Source organism: Hydrogenophaga palleronii (assembly GCF_031457455.1).
Lineage (GTDB): Bacteria > Pseudomonadota > Gammaproteobacteria > Burkholderiales > Burkholderiaceae_C > Hydrogenophaga > Hydrogenophaga palleronii_A.
This window is the reverse complement of sequence record NZ_JAVDWU010000007.1, coordinates 253,688-277,890: the sequence shown is the minus strand read 5'-3', so window position 1 is coordinate 277,890 and position 24,203 is coordinate 253,688. Positions and strand designations below refer to the sequence as shown.

24 protein-coding genes and 2 pseudogenes are annotated in these 24,203 nt (G+C 57.6%); 20 read left to right on the top strand and 6 right to left on the bottom strand.

The annotated features are described in order from the left end of the window. Positions 1-64 precede the first annotated feature (64 nt). Positions 65-631 (top strand): glutathione-regulated potassium-efflux system oxidoreductase KefF, encoded by a 567-nt coding sequence (kefF, locus tag J2W49_RS17450; RefSeq protein ID WP_310319097.1) that lies wholly within the window; start codon positions 65-67, stop codon positions 629-631. Continuing rightward, on the top strand, positions 628-2,442 hold the full coding sequence (locus J2W49_RS17445) for a monovalent cation:proton antiporter-2 (CPA2) family protein (protein ID WP_310319094.1): 1,815 nt from the start codon (positions 628-630) through the stop codon (positions 2,440-2,442). The genes kefF and J2W49_RS17445 overlap by 4 nt, the downstream gene beginning before the upstream one ends. A gap of 100 nt (positions 2,443-2,542) precedes the next feature. Here J2W49_RS17445 and J2W49_RS17440 read toward each other — a convergent pair whose 3' ends face one another. Continuing rightward, on the bottom strand, positions 2,543-2,932 hold the full coding sequence (locus J2W49_RS17440) for a hypothetical protein (RefSeq protein WP_310319091.1): 390 nt from the start codon (positions 2,930-2,932) through the stop codon (positions 2,543-2,545). A gap of 238 nt (positions 2,933-3,170) precedes the next feature. Here J2W49_RS17440 and J2W49_RS17435 point away from each other — a divergent pair, with 238 nt between their 5' ends. From J2W49_RS17435 to J2W49_RS17410, 6 genes are all read left to right on the top strand, one after another. Beyond that, positions 3,171-3,761, top strand: coding sequence for a hypothetical protein (locus J2W49_RS17435; protein WP_310319088.1), 591 nt, complete (start codon positions 3,171-3,173; stop codon positions 3,759-3,761). Between the two features lie 18 nt (positions 3,762-3,779). Then, complete coding sequence (locus J2W49_RS17430) at positions 3,780-4,889, top strand: glycoside hydrolase family 19 protein (RefSeq protein ID WP_310319084.1); 1,110 nt, start codon at positions 3,780-3,782, stop codon at positions 4,887-4,889. An 88-nt stretch (positions 4,890-4,977) separates the two neighbouring features. Continuing rightward, on the top strand, positions 4,978-6,846 hold the full coding sequence (locus J2W49_RS17425) for a glutamine--tRNA ligase/YqeY domain fusion protein (protein ID WP_310319081.1): 1,869 nt from the start codon (positions 4,978-4,980) through the stop codon (positions 6,844-6,846). A 94-nt stretch (positions 6,847-6,940) separates the two neighbouring features. Then, the gene (locus J2W49_RS17420) at positions 6,941-7,645 is read left to right on the top strand and encodes a hypothetical protein (RefSeq protein ID WP_310319078.1); all 705 of its coding nucleotides are present in this window, start codon (positions 6,941-6,943) and stop codon (positions 7,643-7,645) included. Then, a complete protein-coding gene (locus tag J2W49_RS17415; protein WP_310319074.1) occupies positions 7,642-8,289 on the top strand; it encodes a hypothetical protein in 648 nt (215 codons plus the stop codon). The genes J2W49_RS17420 and J2W49_RS17415 overlap by 4 nt, the downstream gene beginning before the upstream one ends. Next, positions 8,289-9,101 carry a hypothetical protein gene (locus tag J2W49_RS17410; protein ID WP_310319072.1) on the top strand — a complete coding sequence of 271 codons (813 nt, stop codon included), beginning with the start codon at positions 8,289-8,291 and terminating at the stop codon, positions 9,099-9,101. The genes J2W49_RS17415 and J2W49_RS17410 overlap by 1 nt, the downstream gene beginning before the upstream one ends. 34 nt (positions 9,102-9,135) lie before the next feature. Here J2W49_RS17410 and J2W49_RS17405 read toward each other — a convergent pair whose 3' ends face one another. The 5 genes and pseudogenes from J2W49_RS17405 to J2W49_RS17385 form a co-directional block, all read right to left on the bottom strand. Next, on the bottom strand, positions 9,136-9,420 hold the full coding sequence (locus J2W49_RS17405) for a 3'-5' exonuclease (protein ID WP_310319070.1): 285 nt from the start codon (positions 9,418-9,420) through the stop codon (positions 9,136-9,138). A 25-nt stretch (positions 9,421-9,445) separates the two neighbouring features. Next, positions 9,446-10,813 (bottom strand): phospholipase, encoded by a 1,368-nt coding sequence (locus J2W49_RS25795; protein ID WP_310319067.1) that lies wholly within the window; start codon positions 10,811-10,813, stop codon positions 9,446-9,448. Next, positions 10,810-10,992, bottom strand: a complete 183-nt coding sequence (locus tag J2W49_RS17395) for a hypothetical protein (RefSeq protein WP_310319063.1) — start codon at positions 10,990-10,992, stop codon at positions 10,810-10,812. Before J2W49_RS17395 ends, J2W49_RS25795 begins: the two co-directional genes overlap by 4 nt. Before the next feature lie 39 nt (positions 10,993-11,031). Then, positions 11,032-12,861, bottom strand: coding sequence for a 3'-5' exonuclease (locus tag J2W49_RS17390; RefSeq protein ID WP_310319060.1), 1,830 nt, complete (start codon positions 12,859-12,861; stop codon positions 11,032-11,034). Positions 12,862-13,065: 204 nt separating this feature from the next. Continuing rightward, a pseudogene (locus tag J2W49_RS17385) lies at positions 13,066-13,161 on the bottom strand (IS5/IS1182 family transposase); the annotation flags it as partial. Between the two features lie 206 nt (positions 13,162-13,367). Here J2W49_RS17385 and J2W49_RS17380 point away from each other — a divergent pair. The 12 genes and pseudogenes from J2W49_RS17380 (at position 13,368) to J2W49_RS17325 (ending at position 24,112) form a co-directional block, all read left to right on the top strand. Continuing rightward, on the top strand, positions 13,368-13,760 hold the full coding sequence (locus J2W49_RS17380; protein ID WP_310319059.1) for a hypothetical protein: 393 nt from the start codon (positions 13,368-13,370) through the stop codon (positions 13,758-13,760). A 239-nt stretch (positions 13,761-13,999) separates the two neighbouring features. Continuing rightward, on the top strand, positions 14,000-14,131 hold the full coding sequence (locus tag J2W49_RS17375) for a sigma factor-like helix-turn-helix DNA-binding protein (protein WP_310319054.1): 132 nt from the start codon (positions 14,000-14,002) through the stop codon (positions 14,129-14,131). A gap of 89 nt (positions 14,132-14,220) precedes the next feature. Then, positions 14,221-14,808 (top strand): ATPase, encoded by a 588-nt coding sequence (locus tag J2W49_RS17370; RefSeq protein WP_310319051.1) that lies wholly within the window; start codon positions 14,221-14,223, stop codon positions 14,806-14,808. Between the two features lie 23 nt (positions 14,809-14,831). Continuing rightward, on the top strand, positions 14,832-14,966 hold the full coding sequence (locus J2W49_RS17365) for a hypothetical protein (RefSeq protein WP_310319048.1): 135 nt from the start codon (positions 14,832-14,834) through the stop codon (positions 14,964-14,966). A 362-nt stretch (positions 14,967-15,328) separates the two neighbouring features. After that, complete coding sequence (locus J2W49_RS17360; protein WP_310319045.1) at positions 15,329-16,882, top strand: B12-binding domain-containing radical SAM protein; 1,554 nt, start codon at positions 15,329-15,331, stop codon at positions 16,880-16,882. Beyond that, positions 16,882-18,162, top strand: a complete 1,281-nt coding sequence (locus J2W49_RS17355) for a nitric oxide synthase oxygenase (protein WP_310319183.1) — start codon at positions 16,882-16,884, stop codon at positions 18,160-18,162. Before J2W49_RS17360 ends, J2W49_RS17355 begins: the two co-directional genes overlap by 1 nt. After that, on the top strand, positions 18,155-19,426 hold the full coding sequence (locus tag J2W49_RS17350; protein ID WP_310319042.1) for a glycosyltransferase: 1,272 nt from the start codon (positions 18,155-18,157) through the stop codon (positions 19,424-19,426). Before J2W49_RS17355 ends, J2W49_RS17350 begins: the two co-directional genes overlap by 8 nt. 191 nt (positions 19,427-19,617) lie before the next feature. Then, positions 19,618-19,932, top strand: a pseudogene (locus tag J2W49_RS17345) (glutamine--tRNA ligase); the annotation flags it as partial. Positions 19,933-19,957: 25 nt separating this feature from the next. Beyond that, complete coding sequence (locus tag J2W49_RS17340; RefSeq protein ID WP_310319036.1) at positions 19,958-21,253, top strand: DNA methyltransferase; 1,296 nt, start codon at positions 19,958-19,960, stop codon at positions 21,251-21,253. 20 nt (positions 21,254-21,273) lie between these two features. Continuing rightward, entirely contained in the window at positions 21,274-22,413 is a 1,140-nt protein-coding gene (locus J2W49_RS17335) for a DUF262 domain-containing protein (protein WP_310319033.1), read from the top strand. Continuing rightward, positions 22,410-23,090, top strand: coding sequence for an MAE_28990/MAE_18760 family HEPN-like nuclease (locus J2W49_RS17330; RefSeq protein ID WP_310319030.1), 681 nt, complete (start codon positions 22,410-22,412; stop codon positions 23,088-23,090). Before J2W49_RS17335 ends, J2W49_RS17330 begins: the two co-directional genes overlap by 4 nt. A 158-nt stretch (positions 23,091-23,248) precedes the next feature. Continuing rightward, positions 23,249-24,112 carry a hypothetical protein gene (locus J2W49_RS17325; protein ID WP_310319027.1) on the top strand — a complete coding sequence of 288 codons (864 nt, stop codon included), beginning with the start codon at positions 23,249-23,251 and terminating at the stop codon, positions 24,110-24,112. Positions 24,113-24,203: the final 91 nt, after the last annotated feature.

The following is a 24,203-nucleotide window of genomic DNA, read 5'->3' as shown; positions in this document are numbered from 1 at the left end:
CAGGCCGGTGGGCAAGGCAGGTGCTATCGTGCGGGCGTTCCCGCTCAACCTCTTCACCGCCCCCATGCCCACCACCCTGGTCATCCACGCCCACCCCCGCCCGGGCCATTCCGTCGTCACCCAGGCGCTCTTCGACGCACTGGCCCCGCTGGACCACACCGCCCTGCGCTCGCTCTACACGCTTTATCCGGATTTCGACATCGACGTGGCGGCCGAACAGGAAGCGCTCAGCCGCGCTGACCTGATCATCTGGCTGGCGCCGGTGCACTGGTACAGCGTGCCTGCACTGATGAAGCACTGGTTTGACCAGGTCCTCACCCACGGCTGGGCCTATGGTCATGGCGCACAGGCGCTGCGTGGCAAAACCGTCTGGTGGGTGGCCAGTGCAGGCGGCGCCGAAGCCACCTATGCCCCGGGTGGTGCACACATGCGCCCGTTCGCCGACTACGTGGCGCCCATTGAACACACGGCGCGCTTCTGCGGCATGCATTGGTTGCCGCCCTTTGTGGTGCACGGCGGGCACAGCTGCAGCACACAGCAGATCGACGACGCGCGTGCGGAAGTCGTGCAGCGCTTGAATCATCACCTGGCCCAAATGCCCGCACGGCCCTCACCTGAGGCACAGCCATGAATCAGGCCATTCTCTTTCTGCTGGCCGCGCTCATTCTGGTGCCGCTGGCGGTCCGCCTGAACCTGGGTTCGGTGCTGGGTTACCTGCTGGCCGGTGTGCTGCTGGGTCCGGTGGGGTTCGGGCTGGTGTCCGACCCGGCCACCATCCTGCAGGTGTCTGAACTGGGCGTGGTGCTGATGCTGTTCGTCATCGGCCTGGCGCTGGAACCCCAGCGGCTGTGGGCCATGCGCAGCGCGGTGTTCGGCGGTGGGGCGCTGCAGCTGGGGGCCTGCACGCTGCTGCTGATGCCGCTGGGTTTTGCCATGGGCTGGACCTGGCAGGCCGCGCTCATTGGTAGCCTGGCAATGGCGCTGTCCAGCACCGCCATTGCTGTGCCGCTGCTGCAGGAACGCAACCTCATGGCGCGGCCCATCGGGCAAAAAGGCTTTGCCATGCTGCTGTTCGAAGACATCGCCGCCATTCCGCTGCTGGCCCTGGCGGCGCTGCTGGGCAGCACGCTGGGCACGCCGACTCCGGTGAGCCCTTCTGCCCACGCCAGCGGCTGGCTGGGCCCGCTGATGCAGCTGGGTGCCATCGCCGGCGTGGTGGTGTTCGGACGCTTTGTAGCCTACCCGGTGATGCGCTTCATTGCCGGGTTGCCGGTGCGCGAGCTGTTCACCGGCTTTGCACTGTTGCTGGTGCTGGGCGTGGCCGCGCTCATGCAGGCGGTGGGCCTGTCCATGGGCCTGGGCGCCTTCATTGCCGGCGTGCTGCTGGCCAGCTCGCCCTACCGCCACGCGCTGGAGAACGACATCCTGCCCTTCAAGGGCCTGCTGCTGGGCCTGTTCTTCATTGCCGTGGGCATGGGCATGCAGCTGGATCTGTTCCTGTCATCTCCCGTCCAGGTGGTGGCGGGCCTGGTCATCATCACCGTGCTGAAGCTGGTGGGCGTGTGGCTGGTGCTGCCCCTGGTGGACCTGCACGGCCCGTCGCGTTCGCAGCTGGCCATTCTGCTGGGCCAGGTGGGCGAGTTTGCCTTCGTGATCCTGGCCACCGCACAGGCCGCGCGCGTGCTGCCGGCCGAAGACGCTGCCCTGCTCACCCTGATCGCAGCGCTGTCCATGCCCATCACGCCGCTGCTGCTCATGGCCTTTGATCGCTACGCCCGCCCTGAAGGCAGCGACCGCGCAGCAGACACCATTGAAGACGACAAGCCCGCCGTGCTGCTGGCCGGCTTTGGTCGCTACGGCCAGATCGTGGCGCGCCTGCTGCTGGGCGCTGGCCTCAAACCCACCGTGATCGACCACGACGCCGACACCGTGGACAGCGCACGCCGTTTTGGTTTTCAGGTGTATTTTGGCGACGCCACTCAGCCAGACCTGCTGGCCGCCGCTGGTGTGGCCAACGCCAAGGTGGTGGTGGTGGCCATTGACGATGCGGCCCAGGTCAATCGGCTGGTGGAAACGCTGCAGGGGCAATGGCCGCACCTGAAGATTGTGGCCCGCGCACGCGATGCCGTGCACGCCATGGAACTGCAGGAAGCCGACGTGCATCACGTGCAACGCGAAATGTTCGAGAGTTCACTGCGCAGTGGGCGCGCCACCTTGCAGGCCCTGGGTTTTGATGCCTTCCATGCGCGGCAGATGGCAGACGACTTCCGCCGCTACTCAGAGAGCTTCGTCAAGGCCGCACGCGAGTCCAGACACAACGAAGACGACCTGATCCAGCGTGTGCGCGAGTCGCGTGAGCAGTTTGAAAAGCAGATGCAGAAAGATCTGGAACGCCAGAGCCACCGCACAGGCGACACCGACTGGCACCAGGAGCGGCCGTGATCCAAGCGGCTGGAACCGGAAGGTCTCTGGCCAGGGCTCTTGGCTCTCGTGCCATCACCCATGAACACATGGCGAGCTGGCGACCCGAAGGCAACGCGCCTCAGGAAAAGATGAGCAAACCCAGAATGGTGATCACACCGCCCACCAGCGCAGCGGCCACCAGCCCATAGGGCGAGTACAGCTTCTGCAGCAGCCAGGAACGGGGGGCTTTGCCCGTTGCGCGAAACCGCATGAGCTCGGCTGGGCGGGAGTCCAGCGCGGCCGCCGCAAACGAAGCTTCGGCCCGCAGGCGGGTGGCGGCGCCAGGCGCGGCCCAGGTCGCCCACAGCGCATGCGCCGCCGCCGGCACGATCGCCCCACGCTCCACCGCCGCCTCCACGTCGCTCCAACCCAGCTGTACCCGCACCGACGGAATGAACACGTCTTCCAGCTGGGTCTCGTCCCAGTGGCTGTCTTCCATTGACAAGGTTTCGGGGTTGTCCGGGCTCATGGTCTGGGGAAGTTGGAGAACCTGATTCAACAGGCCGTTGGCCAGTGAAGATACCGGAAATCCGGCGCTGCGGTAACCGCGCTTCGACGTCTGGTACGTGCAGGGGCCATGTTTGCTGCTTTTGCGTGAAGAATGACCGGCGCGGCTGCCTGTCAAACCTGACAGGCTCGATGGGCAATGCCCTCGACCCGCTCCTAGAATCCGCCGCACTTCCGCAGTAGCCAGACACCCGTACCTCATGCCTGTATCCCGCCAATCCCTCTTTCGCCCTGCCCTCCTGCTGCTCGGCACACTGGCCTTGCAGGCCTGCGCGCAGCAGTCCACCCAACCAATTGCATCCCCCAACGCAGCACAACTCACCCATGCTTGTCAACCCACTGAAACCGTGGGTTTCAGTTGCGAGCTGCAGGGCGGACAGGTGCTGTCGCTGTGCGCTTCACCCGGGTTCAACGACTTCAAGGGCAAGCCGATTGAAAACCCTGGCTACGCCTACCTCGCACTCATCAACGCACAAGGGCTGGAGCGCAAGACTTACCCAGCAGACGCTCGCGAGTACAAGAAGCACATGTTCACTGGTGTGACGATGGCCGCTTGGCCATACTTGGTCGTGGCGACGGCCAAGGGCGATTTCTTCTATGTCAATGAAAACGTGGAAATGCCCGTCAGTGCGACCCGGGACAACCTCCCGCCAGGGTGGTCCCTTCCGCCGGACCATGGTGATTCACTCTGCAAACAAGTGAAGCATCGAGACCACCTCAGCACCACCCTTCTTCAGATCGTGGACGAAGAAGAGCGAGACGCCCTGCTCGGCAATACACCAACACGGTAATGCCAGCTGAATCCGGCCATGACTGCCCTCACCATTCCACATCTCAACAGCGCGCAACAACAGCAGCGTGCTGAGTCCATGCTCGTCAGCGCCTTTCGCTCAGGTATCACCGACCCAAAGGAACTCTCCAACTTCATGGGACAGGTGCAGCACGAAAGCGCGAACTTCAAACGACTTGAAGAAAACCTGAACTACAGCGCCGAGCGTCTCTCCGCCGCATTTGGCGACCGCAATGGGCTAACCCCCGAAAAAGCTCAAGCAATAGCCAGCATCGCTGATCCACATGAGAGACAAAAGGCCATAGGAGAGCAGTTGTATGGCGGCGCAATGGGGCGCAAGGCGCTCGGCAACACAGAACCGGGCGATGGCTATCAGTTTCGGGGACGCGGCTATATCCAGCTCACGGGGCGCTCAAACTACTCGGCCTATGGAAAGAAGCTCGGCCTGGATTTGATCAGCGAGCCGCATCTTGCTTCGGTGGAGACGCACGCTGAAGACATCGCGATCCGTTACTGGAAAGACAGAGTTCAACCCCAAAAAGATGCCAGCACCGACGTTCAAATCGCCGGCTCCATCATCAATACTGGCAGGCCGGGCAAAACGCCTATCGGCCTCGCCGAACGCCAAGCCCTCGCCGCCGCCTGGCAAACCGCAATCGACAAAGGCTACCTGCAGGAAGCCCTTCAACGCCACCCCGACCCTGAAGCCACACCAGACCTCCCGCAGGCCACAAAGCCAGAGAAACCACCGGGCGCCGATCACCCACCCCATCTCTCCCCCCAAAGCCAGCGCCTCATCCAGGACAGCGAACACCACGTCCGCGAAACCGCCCAGCGCCACCAACTGCCGTGGGACTCAGGCATGGACAACACCGTGCACGCCTTGGCCTGTGCCGCGCGCCAGCAGGGCCTGAGCGGCATCACGCATTTCCATGTGGAGCAGGGGCAGATGCGTTTTGCGCAGTACGACGGCATTTGCATCAAGGAAGGCGAACTGAACGCCCACGTCGCGGCCAACACGCCAGCAAAGGAATCCCTCCGCCAGATGGCGCAGGTAGACCAGCAGGCCCTGCACCGCGACACCGCCGCCGAACACCGCCAGCTGGAAGAGCGTGCCCTGGTGATCTGAGGGCGCCAAGGGCGATACGCCACCGTACCACCGACCTGCAAGGCCGCAGAACAGAGGCCACACACCAGCACCGCCCTAGAATGAGCGGATGAGCTCCAAACCCCCTGCCTCCTCCCCCAAAAACAACGATTCGGCCGCGCCCGCCAGCGCCGGTGACGCCGCTGAGCACAAAGTCAGCAACTTCCTGCGCCAGGTGATCGAAAAAGACCTGGAACAAGGCACCTACAGCCAGCGCCGCTGGGGTGGCAGCCCAGGCGACGCCGCCCACCACGAAGCCGGCCAGCCCGACCCGGCGCGCATCCGCACCCGCTTCCCGCCCGAACCCAACGGCTACCTGCACGTGGGCCACGCCAAGAGCATCTGCCTGAACTTTGGCCTGGCGCGCGACTACGGCGGCGTGTGCCACCTGCGCTTTGACGACACCAACCCGGAAAAAGAAGACACCGAATACGTCAACAGCATCATCGACGCGGTGAAGTGGCTGGGCTTCAACTGGGAATCGTCGGTGAGCGGCAAAGCCGAAACCCACCTCTACCAGGCCAGCGACTACTTCGACTTCATGTACCGCGCAGCGGAACACCTGATTGAAGCCGGCCATGCCTATGTGGACGAACAGACCGCCGAGCAAATGCGCATCAACCGCGGCGACTTTGGCAAGCCCGGTGTGGACAGCCCTTTTCGCAGCCGCACGCCAGAAGAGAACCTGGCCCGCTTCCGCGAAATGCGCGACGGCCAGCACGAAGACGGCTCCATGGTGCTGCGCGCCAAGATCGACATGGCCAGCCCCAACATCAACATGCGCGACCCGGCCATCTACCGCATCCGCCGCGCCACGCACCACAACACCGGCGACAAGTGGTGCATCTACCCCATGTACACCTACGCGCACCCCATTGAAGACGCGCTGGAGCAGATCACCCACAGCTTCTGCACGCTGGAATTCGAAGACCAGCGCCCGTTTTACGACTGGCTTCTGGAGCGCTTGACCGAAGGTGGCCTGCTCAAAGCCCCGCCCCCGCGGCAGTACGAATTCGCCCGCCTGAACCTCACCTACGTGATCACCAGCAAGCGCAAGCTGGCGCAACTGGTGTACGACCACAAGGTGAGCGGCTGGGATGACCCCCGCATGCCCACCATCGTGGGCCTGCGCCGGCGTGGCTACACACCAGAGAGCATTCAGCTCTTTGCCGAACGCATTGGCGTGACCAAAAGCGATTCCTGGATCGACTACAGCACCCTGGAAGGCTGCCTGCGCGAAGACCTGGAAAACAAGGCCCACCGCGGCATGGCCGTGCTGGACCCGGTCAAGCTGGTGCTCACCAACTGGGCCGAGGCCTTTGGCGCTGACGACTACACCGAAGACTGCACCCAGCCCGCCCTGCCCCACAGCGCGATTGCCGAAGGCCAGACCCCACCCCCCGACCGCGTGTTCAAGATCGGCAAGCAGGTGTGGATCGAACGCGAAGACTTTGAAGAAGTGCCACCCAAGGGCTACAAGCGCCTGTTTCCTGGGAACGTGGTGCGCCTCAAGGGCGGCTACGTCATCGAATGCACCGGCTGCGCCAAAGACGTGAGCGGCACCGTGACCGAAGTGCATGCCAAAGTGATCCCCGGCACCAAGAGCGGCACCCCCGGCGCCGACAGCGTGAAAGCCAAAGCCGCCATCACCTGGGTGAGCGTGGCCAGTGGCGTGCAGGCCGAAGTGCGGCTGTACGACCGCCTGTTCAGCGACCCGCAGCCGGACGCAGGGGGCAAGGATTTCATTGAAGCCCTGAACCCCAACAGCCTGAAGGTGGTGACAGCCTATGTGGAACCTTCACTGGCCGCTGCTAAGCCGGACGAGAAGTTCCAGTTCGAGCGGTTTGGCTACTTTGTGGCAGACCGGGTCGATCACGGCGTGGGCGGCAAAGTCGTGTTCAACCGAGTGACGGGGTTGAAGGATAGTTGGGGAAAATGACTCTTTGACCACTGCAGCAAAATCCGCTCTCCACAGAAGCAATTTCCGGCCCTCGCTCCTTTAACCCTAAACCACCAATCTCTGAGGCAATGCGATGACATTAGATGACTTCAAAATTGCGTCAATAACAATAGAAGCGCGTTACGAGAATGCCTATGCAATGTGGGATGCAGCCGGCAGTTGCACAAAAACAATATCCAAAATTTGGCCGGGCACCATACTTAAGAAGGCTGAACCTGGCGAAGTGGCACTCGAATCTAGCGGTCTTAGAGTTCTCACCGGTCTGGGCACCTCGCACATTGTCTTTCGGCAACCCAAGAGTTTTGAACAACACGCAGAGGCGATATCACAAACCTTTCAACAGTGGAATCGCATTCTTGAAATTGATGAATACACTCGCTTAGGCTGTAGAGTCATTTACGAAAAAAAGTACGAAACACCAGAACTCGCAAATGAAGCCATTCTCGACCTCGGCCTAGTCAACCTTCCCACAAAAAAAGTATTCAACATCGAAACAACCGACAATCAAAATTCATTTGATGTTAGATACATTCTAGGAGACAAACGATCTGGGACTACAGTCCGCGTCTACCAAAACTCAACTACAGTGGATATCGACACTCGCGGAGCAATGCCGGATTTAGATCGAAAGCACACAAAACACACCTTATCGATTGACATTGACAGATACACCAAACAGGCCATTCCAGCCGAGGCATTCAAGGTGACTGAATGGCTTAAAGGCACAGCCCACCTCATTAGAAGGGATCTCCCTCAACTGATTGGGCTGGCACAATGACTCACACCATTATTATCAAGTCCGACAATGAACCAGGAACGGCCACCGCTGTTATCGGGGATTCAAACAGTTTTATTGAAACCAGCTCAACCAGCGGCATTGAACCCACCAACAGCACACCAAACCCTCAAGAAGCAGTTGCACCACTTACAGATAGGGACTTGTATCCCCATTTTTTTGACGAATCGAGTGGAGTTAGCGCCGCGCAAGCAACCTCATCACTGAGGGAAGCCATCATCGATATGGAAGAGGTTTCAGACCTGATTCTCGAACCCGACTTCCACACTGCTTGGGCTGCACTCGGCTCAGCTGGCGCAAAAATCAAGCGCGCAGAACAGTTCTCTTCCTTTAATTCCGCGCTAAGAGGCATCTGCATATACTGCAGAAAGGCAATTCACAAAGCAGATGCAACCCAACTCAGCCAGCAATCGGTCCAAGCGATGATTGTTGTGATTCGGCGCTTGGCCGACAACCCAACAATTAGCTTAGCAACAGCCGCAGACCTAGCAGATACCCTTGAAGATCATGGATGGGACGGCAACAATCCCCTTGTGGATGAAATCGTAAATGCATTGTCCACCCAAGACAAGAGATCCATTACAACCCAGCCCGAGAGCAATGCCTTTGCTGGCGGTGACAATTAATGAGCTGCTACATTGACACAACCATACTAGTAAAGGTTGCCGAAAAGGATCCACTAGTTGCAAAGAAGGCGCTCACGCATGCGATTGACAACCGTCCGGCAGAAGTCCCTCACTATGCGTATAGAGAAATGTCTGCTGGTGTACTACATCGATTGTGTTCATTGCAACAAAGAATTGCTACCAGCGAGAATCCTGCGGAAGCACTAGCAGCAATACTATCCCTCCCTCCTCAGAGCGGACGAAATAGAGAAGCCCCCTTACAAGAGTTTCAAAAATCTCTATTCAAGGCATTGAACGTCACCATCTCCACCTCTGGACCGATTTATGAAACTGTGAAAGATGAGATGTGTTCAGAGCTTGCCTTAAAGGCACAACGACTCTGGAGTCGAGCCACTAGAGCAAAAGAGTTTATTCCAGTCGACCCTCTATCGTGCTTTAACATTCAAGACTTGGAAATTGATCAAACCACAGGAGCAATCAAACCGTCGACGGGTAGATTTGGATGCACGCCTGGAGTTAGGTGCGCTGCTGCGAAGTATATGATCGAGAAGAAAATTGAGCTTCAGAAAATGGTTGACTTTCTTCGACCAGATGGAAGTGCAAACGAAAAAGTTGAAACAAGCAGTCGAAGAAAAGCTCTAAAGGAGCTACTCAAACTGGGAGCCATAGAATTTCCGAGGAAACGTTGCAGGGGCTTGGGCGATGCGTACTTTGCTGTGCGATGCCCGCCCGGCTCTCACGTGTTAACCACAAACCTTAGCGATCACGAACCTCTCTGCAACTCCGTAGGCAAGGTTGCAAAAACTCCATAACCGCAACACGTCGGGGACCAGTATTTCCTACTGCCTATAGCCGCGCAGCGAACTTCCCGCCCCCACTCGCCTCAGTCACCAACCGCTGCGTCGCCCGCGTAGCCCCCACATAGAACAGCCTCGCTTCCTCGTGTTCCTCTTTGCCCTCGGTGGGCATGCGCCCGGCGCCGACCAACGCCACCACCAGGAACTCCAGCCCGTTGCGGGTATACAGGGTCATCATCTTGATGGTGTCGGCGGCCTGGCCGAAAGTGCCTGAGGCTTTGCGCAGCTGGCGCGGAAGACCGCGCTGCTTCGACGCCCTATCGCAAACGTCCATCTTGTCCGAGCTCAATATCATGTATTTAGAGAGCCGTTCGGACTCGATACCCCAAAGCCTTTAGTGCTTTGCTCGTTCTACCATTTCTCGGTGGGAAATCGTCCGGCCTAGCCCATCCCACCAATTCACCAAGCGTGCTTAGCCCAATATGTGGTATGGCCCACTCTTCGCTTCCATGCCCATTCCAAAGTCGTTGCGTGATGTCCTCCGTTTCGAACCCACCTTTACCCCAAATTACGTAGAAAAACATTTCCAGGACAGTCTTTCCAGATTTCGATCGCTGCTTCCAAATCCACTCTGCAAATGCGCGAATTCGATCATCGATGTTGGTTTTCCCTACACCAAGTCCGATCATTTCAGCACCAAGCTTGCTTGCATGATCCCGCACAGCATGAATCAACGATAGCAACTCAGAAAATTCGTCCAAACTAAGGTTCAAAATACGATCCCGTGCACAAAGATCGCGGACTCTGGGTGCCCATTCATGCATATGTTGCCGCTCTGCCTCGTGCTCGAAGTCTGATTGAGTCCACCACTTGGTTACTTCGTTTAACGCCATTTCAGGGTTAGGTGAGTTTTTGGAATAGAACTCCTCAAAAGGATGGCTATTTCCATCCCGAACTTGAAGGTAGTAGTAGGCGTGCAAAAATTGATCAGCCTGCACGGATGATGGCACATCGGATACAACCCAATTTGGACGTATACCTTCCTTCGACACTCTTGATCCAATATCACGCATGATCTGCAAAGTGGCATTCCATTCAGATTTAAAGGAATTAAATCTTTGGTCAGATGCTTTGCGCTGGTCAATCGCTGCCAAATTCTGCGCCGCTGGAATTATTCTCTTTTCCTCAAATTCTCGCCTTAGCCTTTCATCTATCGACTCTACTTCGATCCGCCTCTTAGCAAGCATCAATTGCTCAGTATATATTTCTTTGCTCAAGGGAGATGATCGATTATCGATCTGGTCAAAATACTGCTCCAACTGTAAATCAATTCCGTTATGCACGAGTTCTTCATGGGTTAGGTAAGTACCAGCCTCTATATTGGTCATCCAAGCACGATCTGATAGATTTGCAGAACCAAAATATGCACCAGACTCTACCCACCAAATAACTTTTGAATGAAATATGTCTGGTATTAATTTACACTGATAGTTCGGCGAAGCTTGGTCCAAAAACCACTTCAGCACAGTAGGTGATATTGCGACAGAGTGATCGTAGCGCCCATAAAATTCCAGGGGCCTCGATTGCTTTTTACACGCTTCAAGCAACCGCATATTCTTCCCATCAGCATATGCAATGGAAACCCTGACACGACTGCAATTCTCCATATTATTTGCCAAAATATTGTCAAGCAAAATTCCATTAAGCAACCCCGAAACAAAATTCATTTCTTCTCCAGCACATTAGTAATTAGGAAGACGCCGCCACTTTTCAATACATATGCGGCGAATCTCGCCGCAAACTGCCCTTCGCCACCCAACCCAATGATCAGCCTGTGGGTTGCCCGCGTGGCGCCCACGTAGAACAGCTTGGCTTCTTCGCGCTCGTCTTCGCCCAGGGCGAGCATGTGGCCGGCGTGGCAGTGGGGTCAGGTCTTGCCTTTTGCCTAAAGGCACGCTGCAAACTTCCCGTTCCCACTTGCCCCAATCACCAACCGCTGCGTCGCCCGCGTAGCCCCCACATAGAACAGTCGCGCCTCCTCGCGCTCGTCTTCGCCCTCGGCGGGCATGCGCCCGGCGCCGACCAGCGCCACCACCGGAAACTCCAGCCCTTTGCTGACGTGCAGCGTCATCACCTTGATGCTGTCGTGCGCGGGGTCGAACACGCTGGATGAGTTCCGACGCAGCTGGTGCGGCAGCTTGCGTTTGCGCAGGAATTCGGCACACATGTCCATTTCGCTGTGGTGGCGGCAGAGGATGGCCATGTCGGCCCAGGCGTGGCCTTCGCGGTGGGCGGTGCCCAGCAGCTCGGCCACCTGGGCCACCTCTTCGCGCAGGGTGGGCAGGCGGATGATGAGCGGCGCCTCGCCGTCGCGCCCGCAGCTCACGGGCTTGAGCAGGGGCACGCCGTCGTCGTCCTTGTCTTCGGCGGTCAGCAGGTCGGCCGCCACCAGGCTGGCGGTCTGCAATATCTGCCGCGTGTTGCGGTAGTTGATCTGCAAGATTCTGGTGCGCCCCTGCGCCTGAATGCCCACGCTCTTGAAGCTGAAGTTCTTTTTCTGCGTGCGTTCGTAGATGCTCTGCGCGTCGTCGTACAGCACGAGCAGGCTGTTGGTGGCGGGGTCCACCATCTGCACCACCAGGCGCAGCCATTCGGGCGCGAAGTCGTGGCCTTCGTCAATCAGCACGGCCTGGTATTGCCCACTGGGGATCTGGCGGCGGTCCACGCCAGTGATGACGCGCTGGACCATGTCTTCAAAGAACATGTCTTTAGGCAGGTTCTGCGGCGGCAGGCTTTGCCCGTAGGCCACCAGTTGGTCGCGGCACCATTTGTGGAAGTGCACGGCGTGCACGCGGTCAGCAATGCCTTTGGTAGCCATCACGCGGGCGAGCTGCCGGGCCAGCGGTTCGTTGTAGCAGAGGATGAGGATGGGTTTGCTAGCGGCCGTCTGCGCCTTCGCAAGGTGTTCGGCGCGGTAGCCCAGCAGCATGGTCTTGCCCGAACCGGCCACGCCGTGGATCACGCGGTGCCCCTCGCCCAGGCTGCGTGCCAGCTGCTCTTGCTGCAGGTCCATCACGCGCATGATGCTGGGCAGTTCGGCAGCTTCGTCAGCATCGTCAAACAGCTCCCCGGTCACGGGCACCCGCACCTCGGGGAACATGATCCAGCGCACCCGGTCCATCTGCGGCAGCGACATGACGCCGCCCATCATGAAGGGGAACATGTCCCACAGCCGGCTTTGCAGCGCCTCGGGCTCCACCGCCTCCAGCATCTCGTCCTGGCAGACCACGCGGTGCGGTTCAATGGCGTGGCCAAGTTCAGCCTTGTCAAACTGCGCGCGGGTGATGTTGGGCAGCACCACGCCGTAGCTCCAGGGGAAGGCCAGCTTGCCTTTGTGCCTGCCTTCAGGCTGCACCAGCTGCGGGTCGCGCTCCAGCGCGTTCACCACCTGGTGCGCGTACTGCCGGGCCTGCTCCAGCGGGTTGGCAATGGTCTTGGGGCCAAGCTCGCCGTGGATGTCCCAGGTCTGTTTGTTGGCGCTGATGATGGTGGAATGGTTCGCGGTGATCCGGAAGTCTTTGACCTCCAGAATCAGGATGCCCCGGCGCGGGTGCATGACCACAAAATCCGGGTGCTGGTGCTTGGGGCCCACGGCCACGTCGTACCAGAGCAGGTAGTCGGCATCCAGCTTCTGTTCCAGCCGCTCGGCCACCCGCCGTTCGCCAGGGGTCATGCGGGCCACACAACTGCCCAAGGCTGGTATCAGCACCGCCATCGTCTGTCATCCCCTGTGTGGTTGGTGTTGTGGGCGCATCATGCCAAGGATGTGGGATGAAAGGCGGCTTTCGCTGTTACTTGCCGGAACATTTGGGGGATGAAATGGATGGTGAGTGAGAACTACTGCACGCTCGCAAGCCCCAGGGCACCATCGATGCAAGCCATATCCACCCGCTCGATATGATTCGCCCTCGTACGTGCCTTTGTCCAGCCAGATCGTCAGCGACCCTCTGGCCTTGAGCGCGGCGTTGTACTCGGCCCAATTGGTGCTCTTGTAGCGGCCCTTGGGTTCAGTCATGTACTGAGCCTCTCAGGTCGTTGGGCGGAGTTTGTGCAACAAAGCCCGCTGTACCTCCCAGCTCATGCTACGGCAATGGGGATATCGTTTATAAAAGCCGAACTCACTTATGACGGCAACCCTTTAGCATGGGGTCCTGAGCGAGGTTTGGGTCCTTGGAAAGTAGAGGGGCGTTAATCGTGGTCAGGATGCTAAAACTTTTATTTTTGGTTGTTTTGATTTCGTGCTCTGCCTGCAGCAAAGGGTTGAGTGTTGATTTATTTAACAACTCTGAATCGCCATTGGTTGTTAGCATCGGCGCTCAGAAATTCAATATTGCACCACAACAATTAAAGAGAATATTATTAGGGCATCCTAGTTTTGAAATTCACCAAGGATTTGTTGTTTGGAAATATTTTCGCTCGTTGCACGGACCCCAGGTGATGTCGGATGCTGGGCGCAGCATCCTTGATCCGGTCTATGTTGATAGAGATGATGTGATTAGGGCGCAGGTAGATGGAAATGGATACATTTATATTCTGCGAAGAGATGAGGGCTTCCCAATTCAAGATATAGCTTCACAGCCTCCGGGATATCCATTGGCGCCGAGTCTTTTTTGAGTGAAGTGGTAATGTCGGTATTGGTTCAGGCCCTGCCTTCTTCCGCCCTGAAGAGATGAGAATTAGTCGCCCCTGAAGAACCCGCACCCCCAATACCGCCAAAAAAAAAAAAACAGGGGCATTGTGATTACCACCAGAATTATCAAAAGATTGGCCTGCCTGCTATTGCCTTTGGCAGGCATCGCATTATGGTTCATGCACGATGGCGGAATTGATTTCGGCAGGAACCCTATCTGGTATTGCAGCGCGCGAGCCCCAAAACGCTGCAGGACTGGTTGGCCGAACTGCCAAGCCGCGACGAGGCCATCGTGGCGGCACACCGGTATTCGCACATGAGCCTGTCTGAGATTGCGCGGGCGCTGGATTTGTAGGTGTCGCGGGTGAGCCGGATCGTGGCAGAGCGGTCACAAGCGTCTGCCCGCCTGGACGACGCTGATCGGTAGACTCTCTCAGAATGAACTTGAGCGCCCCACCCAAAAAGCCGACTGTGGTGGTCATTGCCGGCCCGAACGGTGCCGGCAAGTCGACTGCTGCACCGTTTTTGCTCAAAGGCGCTCTGGGCGTGCTGGAATTCGTGAACGCCGACCAGATCGCTGTAGGGCTGTCGGCGTATGCGCCCGAGACGGTGTCGTTCGAGGCGGGCCGCATCATGCTGCGGCGCTTGCACGAGTTGGCGCAATCGGGCAGCAGCTTCGCGTTCGAGAGCACGCTGTCGAGCCGCACCTTCGCGAAGTTCCTGCGCGACTGCAAGGCCAGCGGTTATCAGGTGGTCTTGTTTTACGCGACGCTGCCCACCTCCGATCTGGCGGTTCAACGAGTGGCACTCAGGGTGAAGCAAGGCGGGCACAGCATTCCGACAGACGATATTCATCGCCGCTTCCAGCGCAGCTTGAGCAATCTGTTTGAGTTGTATTTGCCGCTTTCTGATCGCTGGTCGGTGCTGGATAATGCGGGCGGTCGCATGGAAACCATCGCGGCCGGGACTCCCCGACGCACATCTGTGAAAGATCCTGAGAAATGGCTTCTGCTTCAGTCCGTCGCACAGTGAATACCAACAAGCCGACCCGGGCCATGAGCGAACAAGCCCGCATTGATCTCGCGCTCAAACAGGCCGCCGCGCACGCCCGCAAGCAACTGGCTGCACAAGGCCTGAAGCTGCCCACCCAGAGCTGGAAAACCGGAAAGATCAGCAACCCGGTGGTTTGAACCCACCGTCCACACCCATCCGGCCGGGTTCAGACAGCGGGGTCTTGCCATTTGCCAAGAAGTGCGCGGCGAACTTGCTGTTCCCGCTCGCCCTGCGTATCAAGGTGCCAGTGCGGTAGATTGCGCGATGGTGCCCGCAGTTTCCCCTTGGCTGCGATGCCATCCACCTGACACTTCCCCAGCCTGGGTGGGTGGCGCGTTGCGGGGCACTGATGGCATGAAACAATCCAGCCTGGATCAGAGGGGGCGCAAGCGCATGATCCGGCAGACAGGTGGGCGAGATTCTCGCAATGCCACAAGCGTTTTCAGCGGAAGGCACGTGCCGCTTCTGCGCACCGCCCACAGGGAGTATTCAAAAAAGCATGAAGATTCATCGCTCCATCGAAACCGGGCTCGGCACTCCGTCTGCCGAACCGCGCCCATTGCAGGCGGCGGTCCGGCCGCCCACCCCGCACCGGCGCGTGCTGCTGGTGGACCTCAATCGCTTCACCAGCTTCCCCACCCTGGCGGTGGGTATTCTGGCGGCTTCGCTGCGGGCGGGGGGCTTTTCCGTGAAGGTGATCTGCCCGCTTGCGCTCGACGTGCCCAGCGCGGCGCGGGAACGGCAGGAAACCCTGTGGGACCATGTTCACCGGCGGGTCCGCCTGTCTGACTACCATGCCGTGCGCATGCTGCGCGACGCGGTGCGCTGGCCAAGAGAGTGGTTCGCCCAGCGTCCCCGCGATGTGGTCTTGCGGGAAATGGAAAAAGCCTTCGCCGAAGGCGTTGACGCCATTTTGCTGTCCGCCTACCTGGAGCACTTTCACACGGTGGAAGGCATTGGGCGGCTCGCGGCCAGGCATGGCGTGCCGGTGCTGCTGGGCGGCCCCATGTTCAACCTCAGCGGTGTGGCAGACGAATGGAGAAACCTGCCCGGTTTGTCGGCCGTGGTGGGCGGTGAGGTGGAGCGCCACCTGCCGGAACTGGTGGAATCGATCTGTTCAGGCAAGCCTCTTGAACGCTTCGTGGGCATCACCTTCCCTGATGGCCGCAAAACCCCGGCAGCGCCGCCGCTGCGCCGGCTTGACGACTGCCTGTTTCCAGACTTTGACGACTTCCCCTGGGACCGTTACCCCAACCGCATCGTGCCCGTGCTGACCGGGCGCGGCTGCCAGTGGGACAAATGCACCTTCTGCAGCGACGTGATCTCTGCCAGCGGCCGCACCTTTCGCACGCGCAGCCTGGAGAACGTGCTGGTTGAACTCCAGGTGCAGGCAGAACGCTACAACACCACCGACTTCATGTTCCTGGACCTGAAGCTCAATTCCAACCCTGAGATGTTTCGCGGCATCTCGCGCGAACTACGCAAATACGTGCGCGGCGCCCAGTGGATCGGCACCGTGCATGTGGACCAGCGAAAAGACAACGGCGTGTCGCGCCGCGACCTGTTTGCCGCTGCGGCCGGCGGCATGCGGCGCATCAGCTTTGGCCTCGAAAGCGGCAGCCAGCGCCTGCTGGACGAAATGCGCAAGGGCTGCACGGTGGAAACGAACGCCGAGTTTGTGCGCAACGCGCATGAAGCCGGCCTGTCTGTGCGCTGCACCATGTTCAAAGGCTACCCCGGCGAAACCGCCGCCGACATGGAGGCCACCGCCGACTTCCTGGAAGCCAACGCGCCCTACATCGAGCGCATCCGCTTCAACGACTTCACCGTGCCGCTGGACACCCCCATCTACCAGACCCTGATGGAAAAGGCCGGCGGTGCCACCTCCCTGAACCTCACCAGCCTGGACCCACGTCGCGCCAAGGCCCTGTACGACACCCGCGAGGTGGACCGCGCCTACCGGCGGGCCAAAGCCAGGGCGCTGGCCACTGTGTTCGAGATCAACCGCAAGCCGCTGCGCGAAACCGCACGTCAGTTTGACGGGCTGATGTGATGTTCGGTTTTTGGCGAAGGCACGCAGCCAGACGCGACCATGTGCAGGGCGCGGGGCCGCTCGCCCACCGCCTGCGCCGCCTCTCGCTGCTGGACCGCCTGGACGAGGCCCAAGCTTTTCTGGAACTCTTTTTCGCACAGGCCCAGGGGGCCACGCGCAGCAGTTTTCAGAAACGCTGGGCCGAAGTGCGGCGTGCGCTGATCAAAGACGGCCACTACGACCACACACCCGAAGAACTGACCTACGGCGCCAAGGTGGCGTGGCGCAACCATGCGCGCTGCATCGGCCGCCTGTACTGGGACAGCCTCATCGTGCGCGACCGGCGGCATGTGTCAGACCCTGCAGCCATCTTTGGCGACCTGTGTGAGCACCTTCAGCAAGCCACCGGCGACGGGCGCATCCGCTCGATCATTTCCGTCTACCCACCCGTACGCCCAGGCGTGCGCCCCAGCTACATTGAAAGCCCGCAGATGGTGCGCTACGCCGGCTACCTGGCCAAAGACGGCCATGTGATCGGCGACCGCAAGGCCATTGAAGCCACCCGCATTGCCCGCTCGCTGGGCTGGGCGCAGCCGGAGCAGCCAGGCCCGTTCGACCATCTGCCGATGATGCTGCGCGACGGTGACGAACGGCGGCACCTGTTCGAGCTGCCCGCAGGCGCGGTGCGCGAAGTGCCCATCACCCACCCGGATCATCCCGCCCTGGCCGAGCTGGGCCTGCGCTGGTATGCCGTGCCGCTGGTGAGCGACATGATCCTGAGCATTGGCGGCATTGAGTACCCTTGTGCGCCCTTCAACGGCTTCTACATGGGCACAGAAATCGGCTCGCGCAACCTGGCTGACCGCGGCCGCTACGACCTGTTGCCCGAGATCGCGCGCCGCTTTGGCCTGTATGCCGGCGCATCTGACACGCTGTGGCAAGACACCACCCTCACCGAACTCAACCGCGCCGTGCTGCACTCGTTCAAGGCAGCCGGTGTTTCCATGATTGACCACCACGGCGCCAGCGACCAATTCATGCAGTTTCACGCGCGCGAATCGGCGGCGGGGCGCCGGCTCTCTGCCGACTGGACCTGGCTGGTGCCACCCCAGGCATCGAGCGCCTGCGAAGTGTTCCACCTGGACATGGAAGACCTGCACACCGTGCCCAATTTCTACCGCAGCCGGGCCAGCGACGGCGCGCGCCTGATGCCCCACAACGGCAACAAGGACCGTTCCCGCCTGAGCAAATACATCGACGACGTGCGGCGCTGGGCAAGGCTGAGACAGCCCTATGCCTGAACCGCAGCGGTTTGAAGGCACTGTTGCCATGGTCACCGGGCGCTACCCGGGGCTGTCGCAAACCTTCATCGACCGCGAAGTGCGCGCCCTGCGCGAAATGGGCGTTGACCTGATCACCGTGACCGTGCGCTCGCCCGACCCACAAGCGCTCTCTGGCCCGTTTCAACATGAAGAGGCCGGGCGCGTGTTCCGCCTGCTCGCCTCCGCCAAGCGCCCGGCGCATGTGATCAAGGCGCTGACCCAGGCGCTTCGACACCCCCGCAGGCTGGCGGCCACCGCCCGCCTGGCCATCCACACCTGCCCGGCCGGCGCACGCGCCATGGCCCTGCAACTGGCCTACTTCGCAGAGGCCATGCTGCTGGCGCCCCACCTGCGGGCCAAGAATGTCAAACACCTGCACAACCACCTGGGCGATTCCAGCGGCACCGTGACCATGCTGGCTGCGGAACTCACGAGCATCCCCTTCAGCATGACCCTGCACGGCCCGGAGATCTTCCAGAGCGCGCCACGCTGGCGGCTGGACGCCAAGATTGCGCGCGCTCACTTCGTGGCCTGCATCAGCGAATTCGGCCGCCAGCAGGCCATGCGGTTTTCTGATGAGGCGCATTGGCACAAGCTCAAGGTGGTGCGCTGCGGCGTGAACCCTGGCCTCTACACAGCGAAACCCGCCGCTGAGCGCACGGGCCGCGATCTGCTCTTTGTGGGCCGGCTTGAAGAACGCAAGGGCGTCAACTTCCTGCTGGACGCCATGGCGCTATTGAAAGCCCGCGGCTCAGACGTGCGCCTGAAGATTGTGGGCAACGGCCCGCAGAGAGAAGCCCTTCAACGCCAGACAGCAGCACTCTCGCTGCAAGCCGTAGTGACCTTCGCCGGCACCAAAGACGAAGCCGGCGTGGCCGAGGCACTGCGGCAGGCCGATCTGCTGGTCGTGCCCAGCCTGTCTGAAGGGCTGCCCGTGGTGATCATGGAGGCACTGGCCAGTGGTGTGCCGGTGGTCGCTTCTGCTGTGGACGGTATTCCGGAACTGGTGCGGGAGGGTGAGACCGGGCGGCTGGTGCCGCCTGCAGATCCGCAGGCGCTTGCTGATGGGATTGAACAGCTGCTAGTGGACCCAAGCCTGCGCCAACGCTTGGGAGAGGCCGGGCGGCAACTGGTGGCTACAGAGCACGACGCTCACCGCAATACGGTTGAATTGCTGGTGTTCATTGCGCCGCATGAGCGGAGCGGTGACGACTCGCTCAATTGGGCGCCTGACATTCAGTAGGTTTCAGACAGCGTGTGCTTTTCCTCACTTGGCTTGGGAGATGCGCAGTCTGCTTGTGCCTGATCTGCAGCGAAAATGCCCGAGACAACTGGACCACCAGTATGCTCATGCACCTCATACAAGGGAGTCACGATACACATGGCCTACAAACAACTGCGCGAACGCGATGTAGCGCGCCTGTCCGCCCAGTTGGTGCCGACCGCATGAAAACCAAAGCCGCCATCACATGGATGAGTGTGGCCAGCGGTGTGCAGGCCGAAGTGCGCCTTTACGACCGCCTGTTCACCGACCCGAACCTGGATGCGGGTGCCACAGACTTCATCGAAGCGATGAACCCCGACAGTCTGAAGGTGGAGACGGTCTTTGTGGAGCCCTCACTGGCTGCTGCGCTGGCAGATGAAAAGTTTCAATTCGAGCGCCACGGCTATTTCGTGGCCGACCGCTTGGACCACGGTGTGGACAGGAATGTGGTGCCCAACCGCGCGACAGGCCTGAAAGATTGTTGAGCACAGTGACAAGAGGAAAATTGCCTTGCTAATCGTTGAATGTCCCAAACGATATTCAGACAGCTCTCTGCCTGGAAGAGAAACGTACTCCTACTATGCAGGCTACTCGTTAAGCTTCGCTGAGCAGCTGATCAGAAATATTCCACTAGACAGTAGCTCCATTGTTCTGGATCCATGGAATGGCTCGGGCACAACAACTCTTGCCGCTTCTCGATCTGGCGTGCGCAGTATTGGATACGACCTGAATCCGGTTATGGTGATAGTTGCTAAAGCAAGAATGCTAAGACATTCGACTTCACCCAGCATTCTTCCAATTTGGTCCAAAATCAAAGTAGAAGCCAGCGAGTTATCGTGGAAAACCGATACCAGTGGCGACCCCCTCCGCGATTGGCTGACTCCTACTGGCGTAGCCTCCTTTCGAAGAATTGAATTTTCAATCAGAAATCATCTGATTCACGAAACCACAGATACTTTTCTTGACCCACAGCGCGTCAATAAAATGTCAGACTTGGCAGCATTTTTTTACGTATCACTATTTCGGGTGTTACGCAAAGTGCTAACACCATTCAAAACGTCAAACCCAACATGGCTTAGGCGCGCAAAGAATGAATCAGAAAAGATAAAAATCACGCCAGGAAAAGTGCTTCAACTGATTGAAGACGACATAAGAGAGGTAGAAAGACAATTCCGTGCCTCCCTCGAACCTATAGTGCCCGACGCCGCTGCAAGTGATATATTGATTTGCAATAGCGAACAGCTAATACTACCTGACTGCTCCATAGATGTAATTCTAACCTCCCCACCCTACTGCACACGAATCGACTATGCAGTTGCAACCTCAGCCGAATTGGCTGTACTGGGATACTTCAAGGATGACGGGTTTACCACACTTCGCCATGATCTGATGGGAACTACGACAGTGCCAAGTTCCGCCCCTCCTGCAAAGCCAACTTGGGGAGGGACATGTATCGATTTTCTTGAAAAAATCGAAACCCACAAGTCAGTTGCCTCCAGTACGTATTACCTTAAGAATCATCTTAGGTATTTTTCATCTTTACAAGCAAGCCTCTCTGAAGTAGCTCGCGTGCTAAAGCCACAAGGCATAGCCTCTTTTGTAGTCCAAGACTCTGCCTACAAAGATCTTCACAATGATCTTCCCGAAATAGTTTCTGAGATGTGCGATATTCTTGGTTTAATCCAGTTTCAGAGGGACGACTTTTCCTTAGGTAGCTCGCTATCAAGCATCAATAGCCGCAGCCGGCCATATAAGCCAGAAGGCTTTCGCCCTACCGAATCGGTAATCTCATTTTACAAACAGTAGCAAATAGAAGAGAGGAAGAAATGGCAGCCAACCCTAGCGCACTTCTGCAAGCAATAGAAGAGCAAAAAAAGCGACTCACAACAACCAGTCTGGACCTCTCATTCAACGAACTTGTTGACATGATTGAATCCAATGAGCTAAATATTCAACCCGATTTCCAACGACTTTTCCAGTGGACAACAGGAACACAATCCCGGTTTATTGAGTCACTTCTGCTTGAGATGCCAATTCCTCCAATTTACGTGATCGAAAGCGAGGAGAATAAATATTTACTCATTGATGGCCTACAGCGGATCTCATCTTATTTGCACTTTCGAGGCAAATTAGACGCCCCTGAAAACGGTGTAGAAAAGGGGCAGTTACTAACCCTTAGTGATTGCGACATCGTTCCAGCCTTCAATGGCCTTACCTTTGACGATCTGCCCACCTCATTGCAAATCCGCCTAAAAAGATACTTCGTTCGCGTGGAAGTTGTTCGCCACGGGAGTGACCCGCAGTATCAATACTACATGTTTAAACGCCTAAACACCGGCGGCGTGCTTTTGACAGAACAACAAATTCGAAATTGCACGATTCGACTGCTTGATCCAAAATTCAACGACTTCATTACATACTTAGCAGGTAATGATGACTTCAAAATCACCACATCCTACCTAACAACAGAACAACGCAAGGGCTGGTACGACCAAGAACTAGTGCTACGATTCTTCGCATTCAAAAACGATCTCGACTCATACGTTCATGAGATAGGCGATTTCTTAACGGAATTCATGGAACGTGTATCAGATTCAAATTCGGAGAACCATCTGAATTTTGAATACGAGATCGAAGAGCGAAATTTCGAAAAAACGTTCTTGATTTTTCAGAGATCAATGGGAGATCGTTCATTTTCCCGCCTCAATGCAAAAATGACTGATCTCGCCGATGCATTTGGCATCTATCACTTTGAGTCTCTAACTCTCGGAATTCAACCTCTTTTGACCGATCTGGACCCTGACAACCTTGAACAGATGTCAAAACTAGGCGAGGCATTGTTAGCCATCAAGAAGGAGCCTGAATTCATTGGAATGACCAAAGGCGGGGGGAAAAATTCCGTCGGATTACTCAAAAAACGCATAGCTTATGTCACCGCCAAGCTCACACAGGCCTTGCAACAATGACCTCCGATGAGCTTCATGCAGAGCTAGAGAATGATCGTTCTTGGCGAGAAGGGGAACTTAGATTTCTCCAGAATCGGTGCAAAGATTTATCTGAAGAGGATAAAGAAAAATATTTACGTGCATTGGTTCTGATGGCCTATGCACATGTTGAAGGTTTTACTAAATTTGCCTTGCTTGGCTACGTACGTTGCATCAACGCCAACGGCCTAAATTGCGCGGATGTGGAGGCCTCTATCGCCGCCGCATCTCTCCGCGAGGTTTTTTTTGCACTGCAAAATCCCGAAAAAAAATCCACACTTTTTAGCGATGCACCTGATGATAGTGCATTACATCGCCTCGCAAGAGAGCGAGAGTTTGTATTGCGATCATTCGACATTCTCGCGAAACCCGTCAATCTTCCGGATAGCGTCGTAAACACTGAATCGAATCTATGGCCCATTGTTTTAAGGAAGAACCTATTTCGACTAGGGTTGCCTCATGAACGTTTCGCGCATCTCGAAAGCAACCTAAGCATGCTGGTAAATACTCGAAATGAGATAGGCCATGGAGCCACGCCAAAGCCTATCAAATGGACACTATACGAGAAACTCAGAGATACGTCGATTAAGGTGATGCGGGATCTTCAGTCGACGCTTTTTACTGCATCAAATTTGCAGTGGTACAGAAAGCGGAACTGAGGGTATTCCGGACCAATTCATTCTTTTTCGCTGATATGCGCGACAACTGACAGCGCAACGGGGTCAGATCTTGTCTTTTGCCTCCCAAGCCGGTAATCTGCCGGATGTGCTGGGCGGGCACCTACAAAGTCAGGTTTTGCCTTTTGCCTGCCTGGCACATGTTTCGTGCCATCCAAGGCATCCAAACCCAAACTTATCAATTAAGCGACCTCGCCATGATCATTCTGGTATTGACACTGAGCATTGCGCTTACCGTGTTTCTAGTTGCTGTCGCTTCGATCAGCCCAATAATATGGCTCCTGTGCCTTGTTTCGGGTGTGGCACTTGGTATCGCTATCGCAAAGTACAAGTCGAGGCAGAGCAGCACCGCTCGTACCCTTGGGATCATAGCGGTAAGTTGTATCGCTGTAACTGGTCTCGTTGCGTTTGTTCAAACTTTTCGGTTTATCGAGATGGAAATCACCGGGCCTGTGCGCGACGCAAATTTTTCGCAGCAGTCTTTTGATCAACTGCTTGTCAGCGATGACCCGGAAAAATTCAGCAAAGCCTTGATCGTAGCGCAATCGCCGCAGGCAATTAATCGCCGGCAATCGATGTTATTAAGTCTTTATTATGCAATTGACAAAGTAGACGGCGCATCACCTTTGTCTGAAACTGAAATCGCAACGGCGCTTACCGTTGCGCGCCTAGCCAATTTCTGTAGCGATTTCGTACCAACGGTTTTGGTTCGACAGATTCATCCTGCCGATCTCGTTCAAACGCTACAAACAATTCCAGATCATTCCGGCTGTATCGGGCTTGATCAAAAATTGGTTCAACTGGTTATGGATCGTTGCAAAGGACCTTGGCTGGGTCGCTGCGCAAATGAACTACCGCTTGATTCGCTGTTACTGGAATCAGTTAAGCGCTACGAGCCCGATCCACGCTACCCCAATCGCCGAGTCGGGGAGCGCACCGCAGCCGCGGCTGCAATACGAGAATTGATTCGAACAACCTGGCCGCTGCAGAAGCTCAACAACTAGGGAAGGTCTGCAAAACCTCGCCGCTGGCACGAGATGTGCGTCACAGGAGCCATGAAACAAACGGGCAACGGGGTCAGATCTTGCCTTTTGC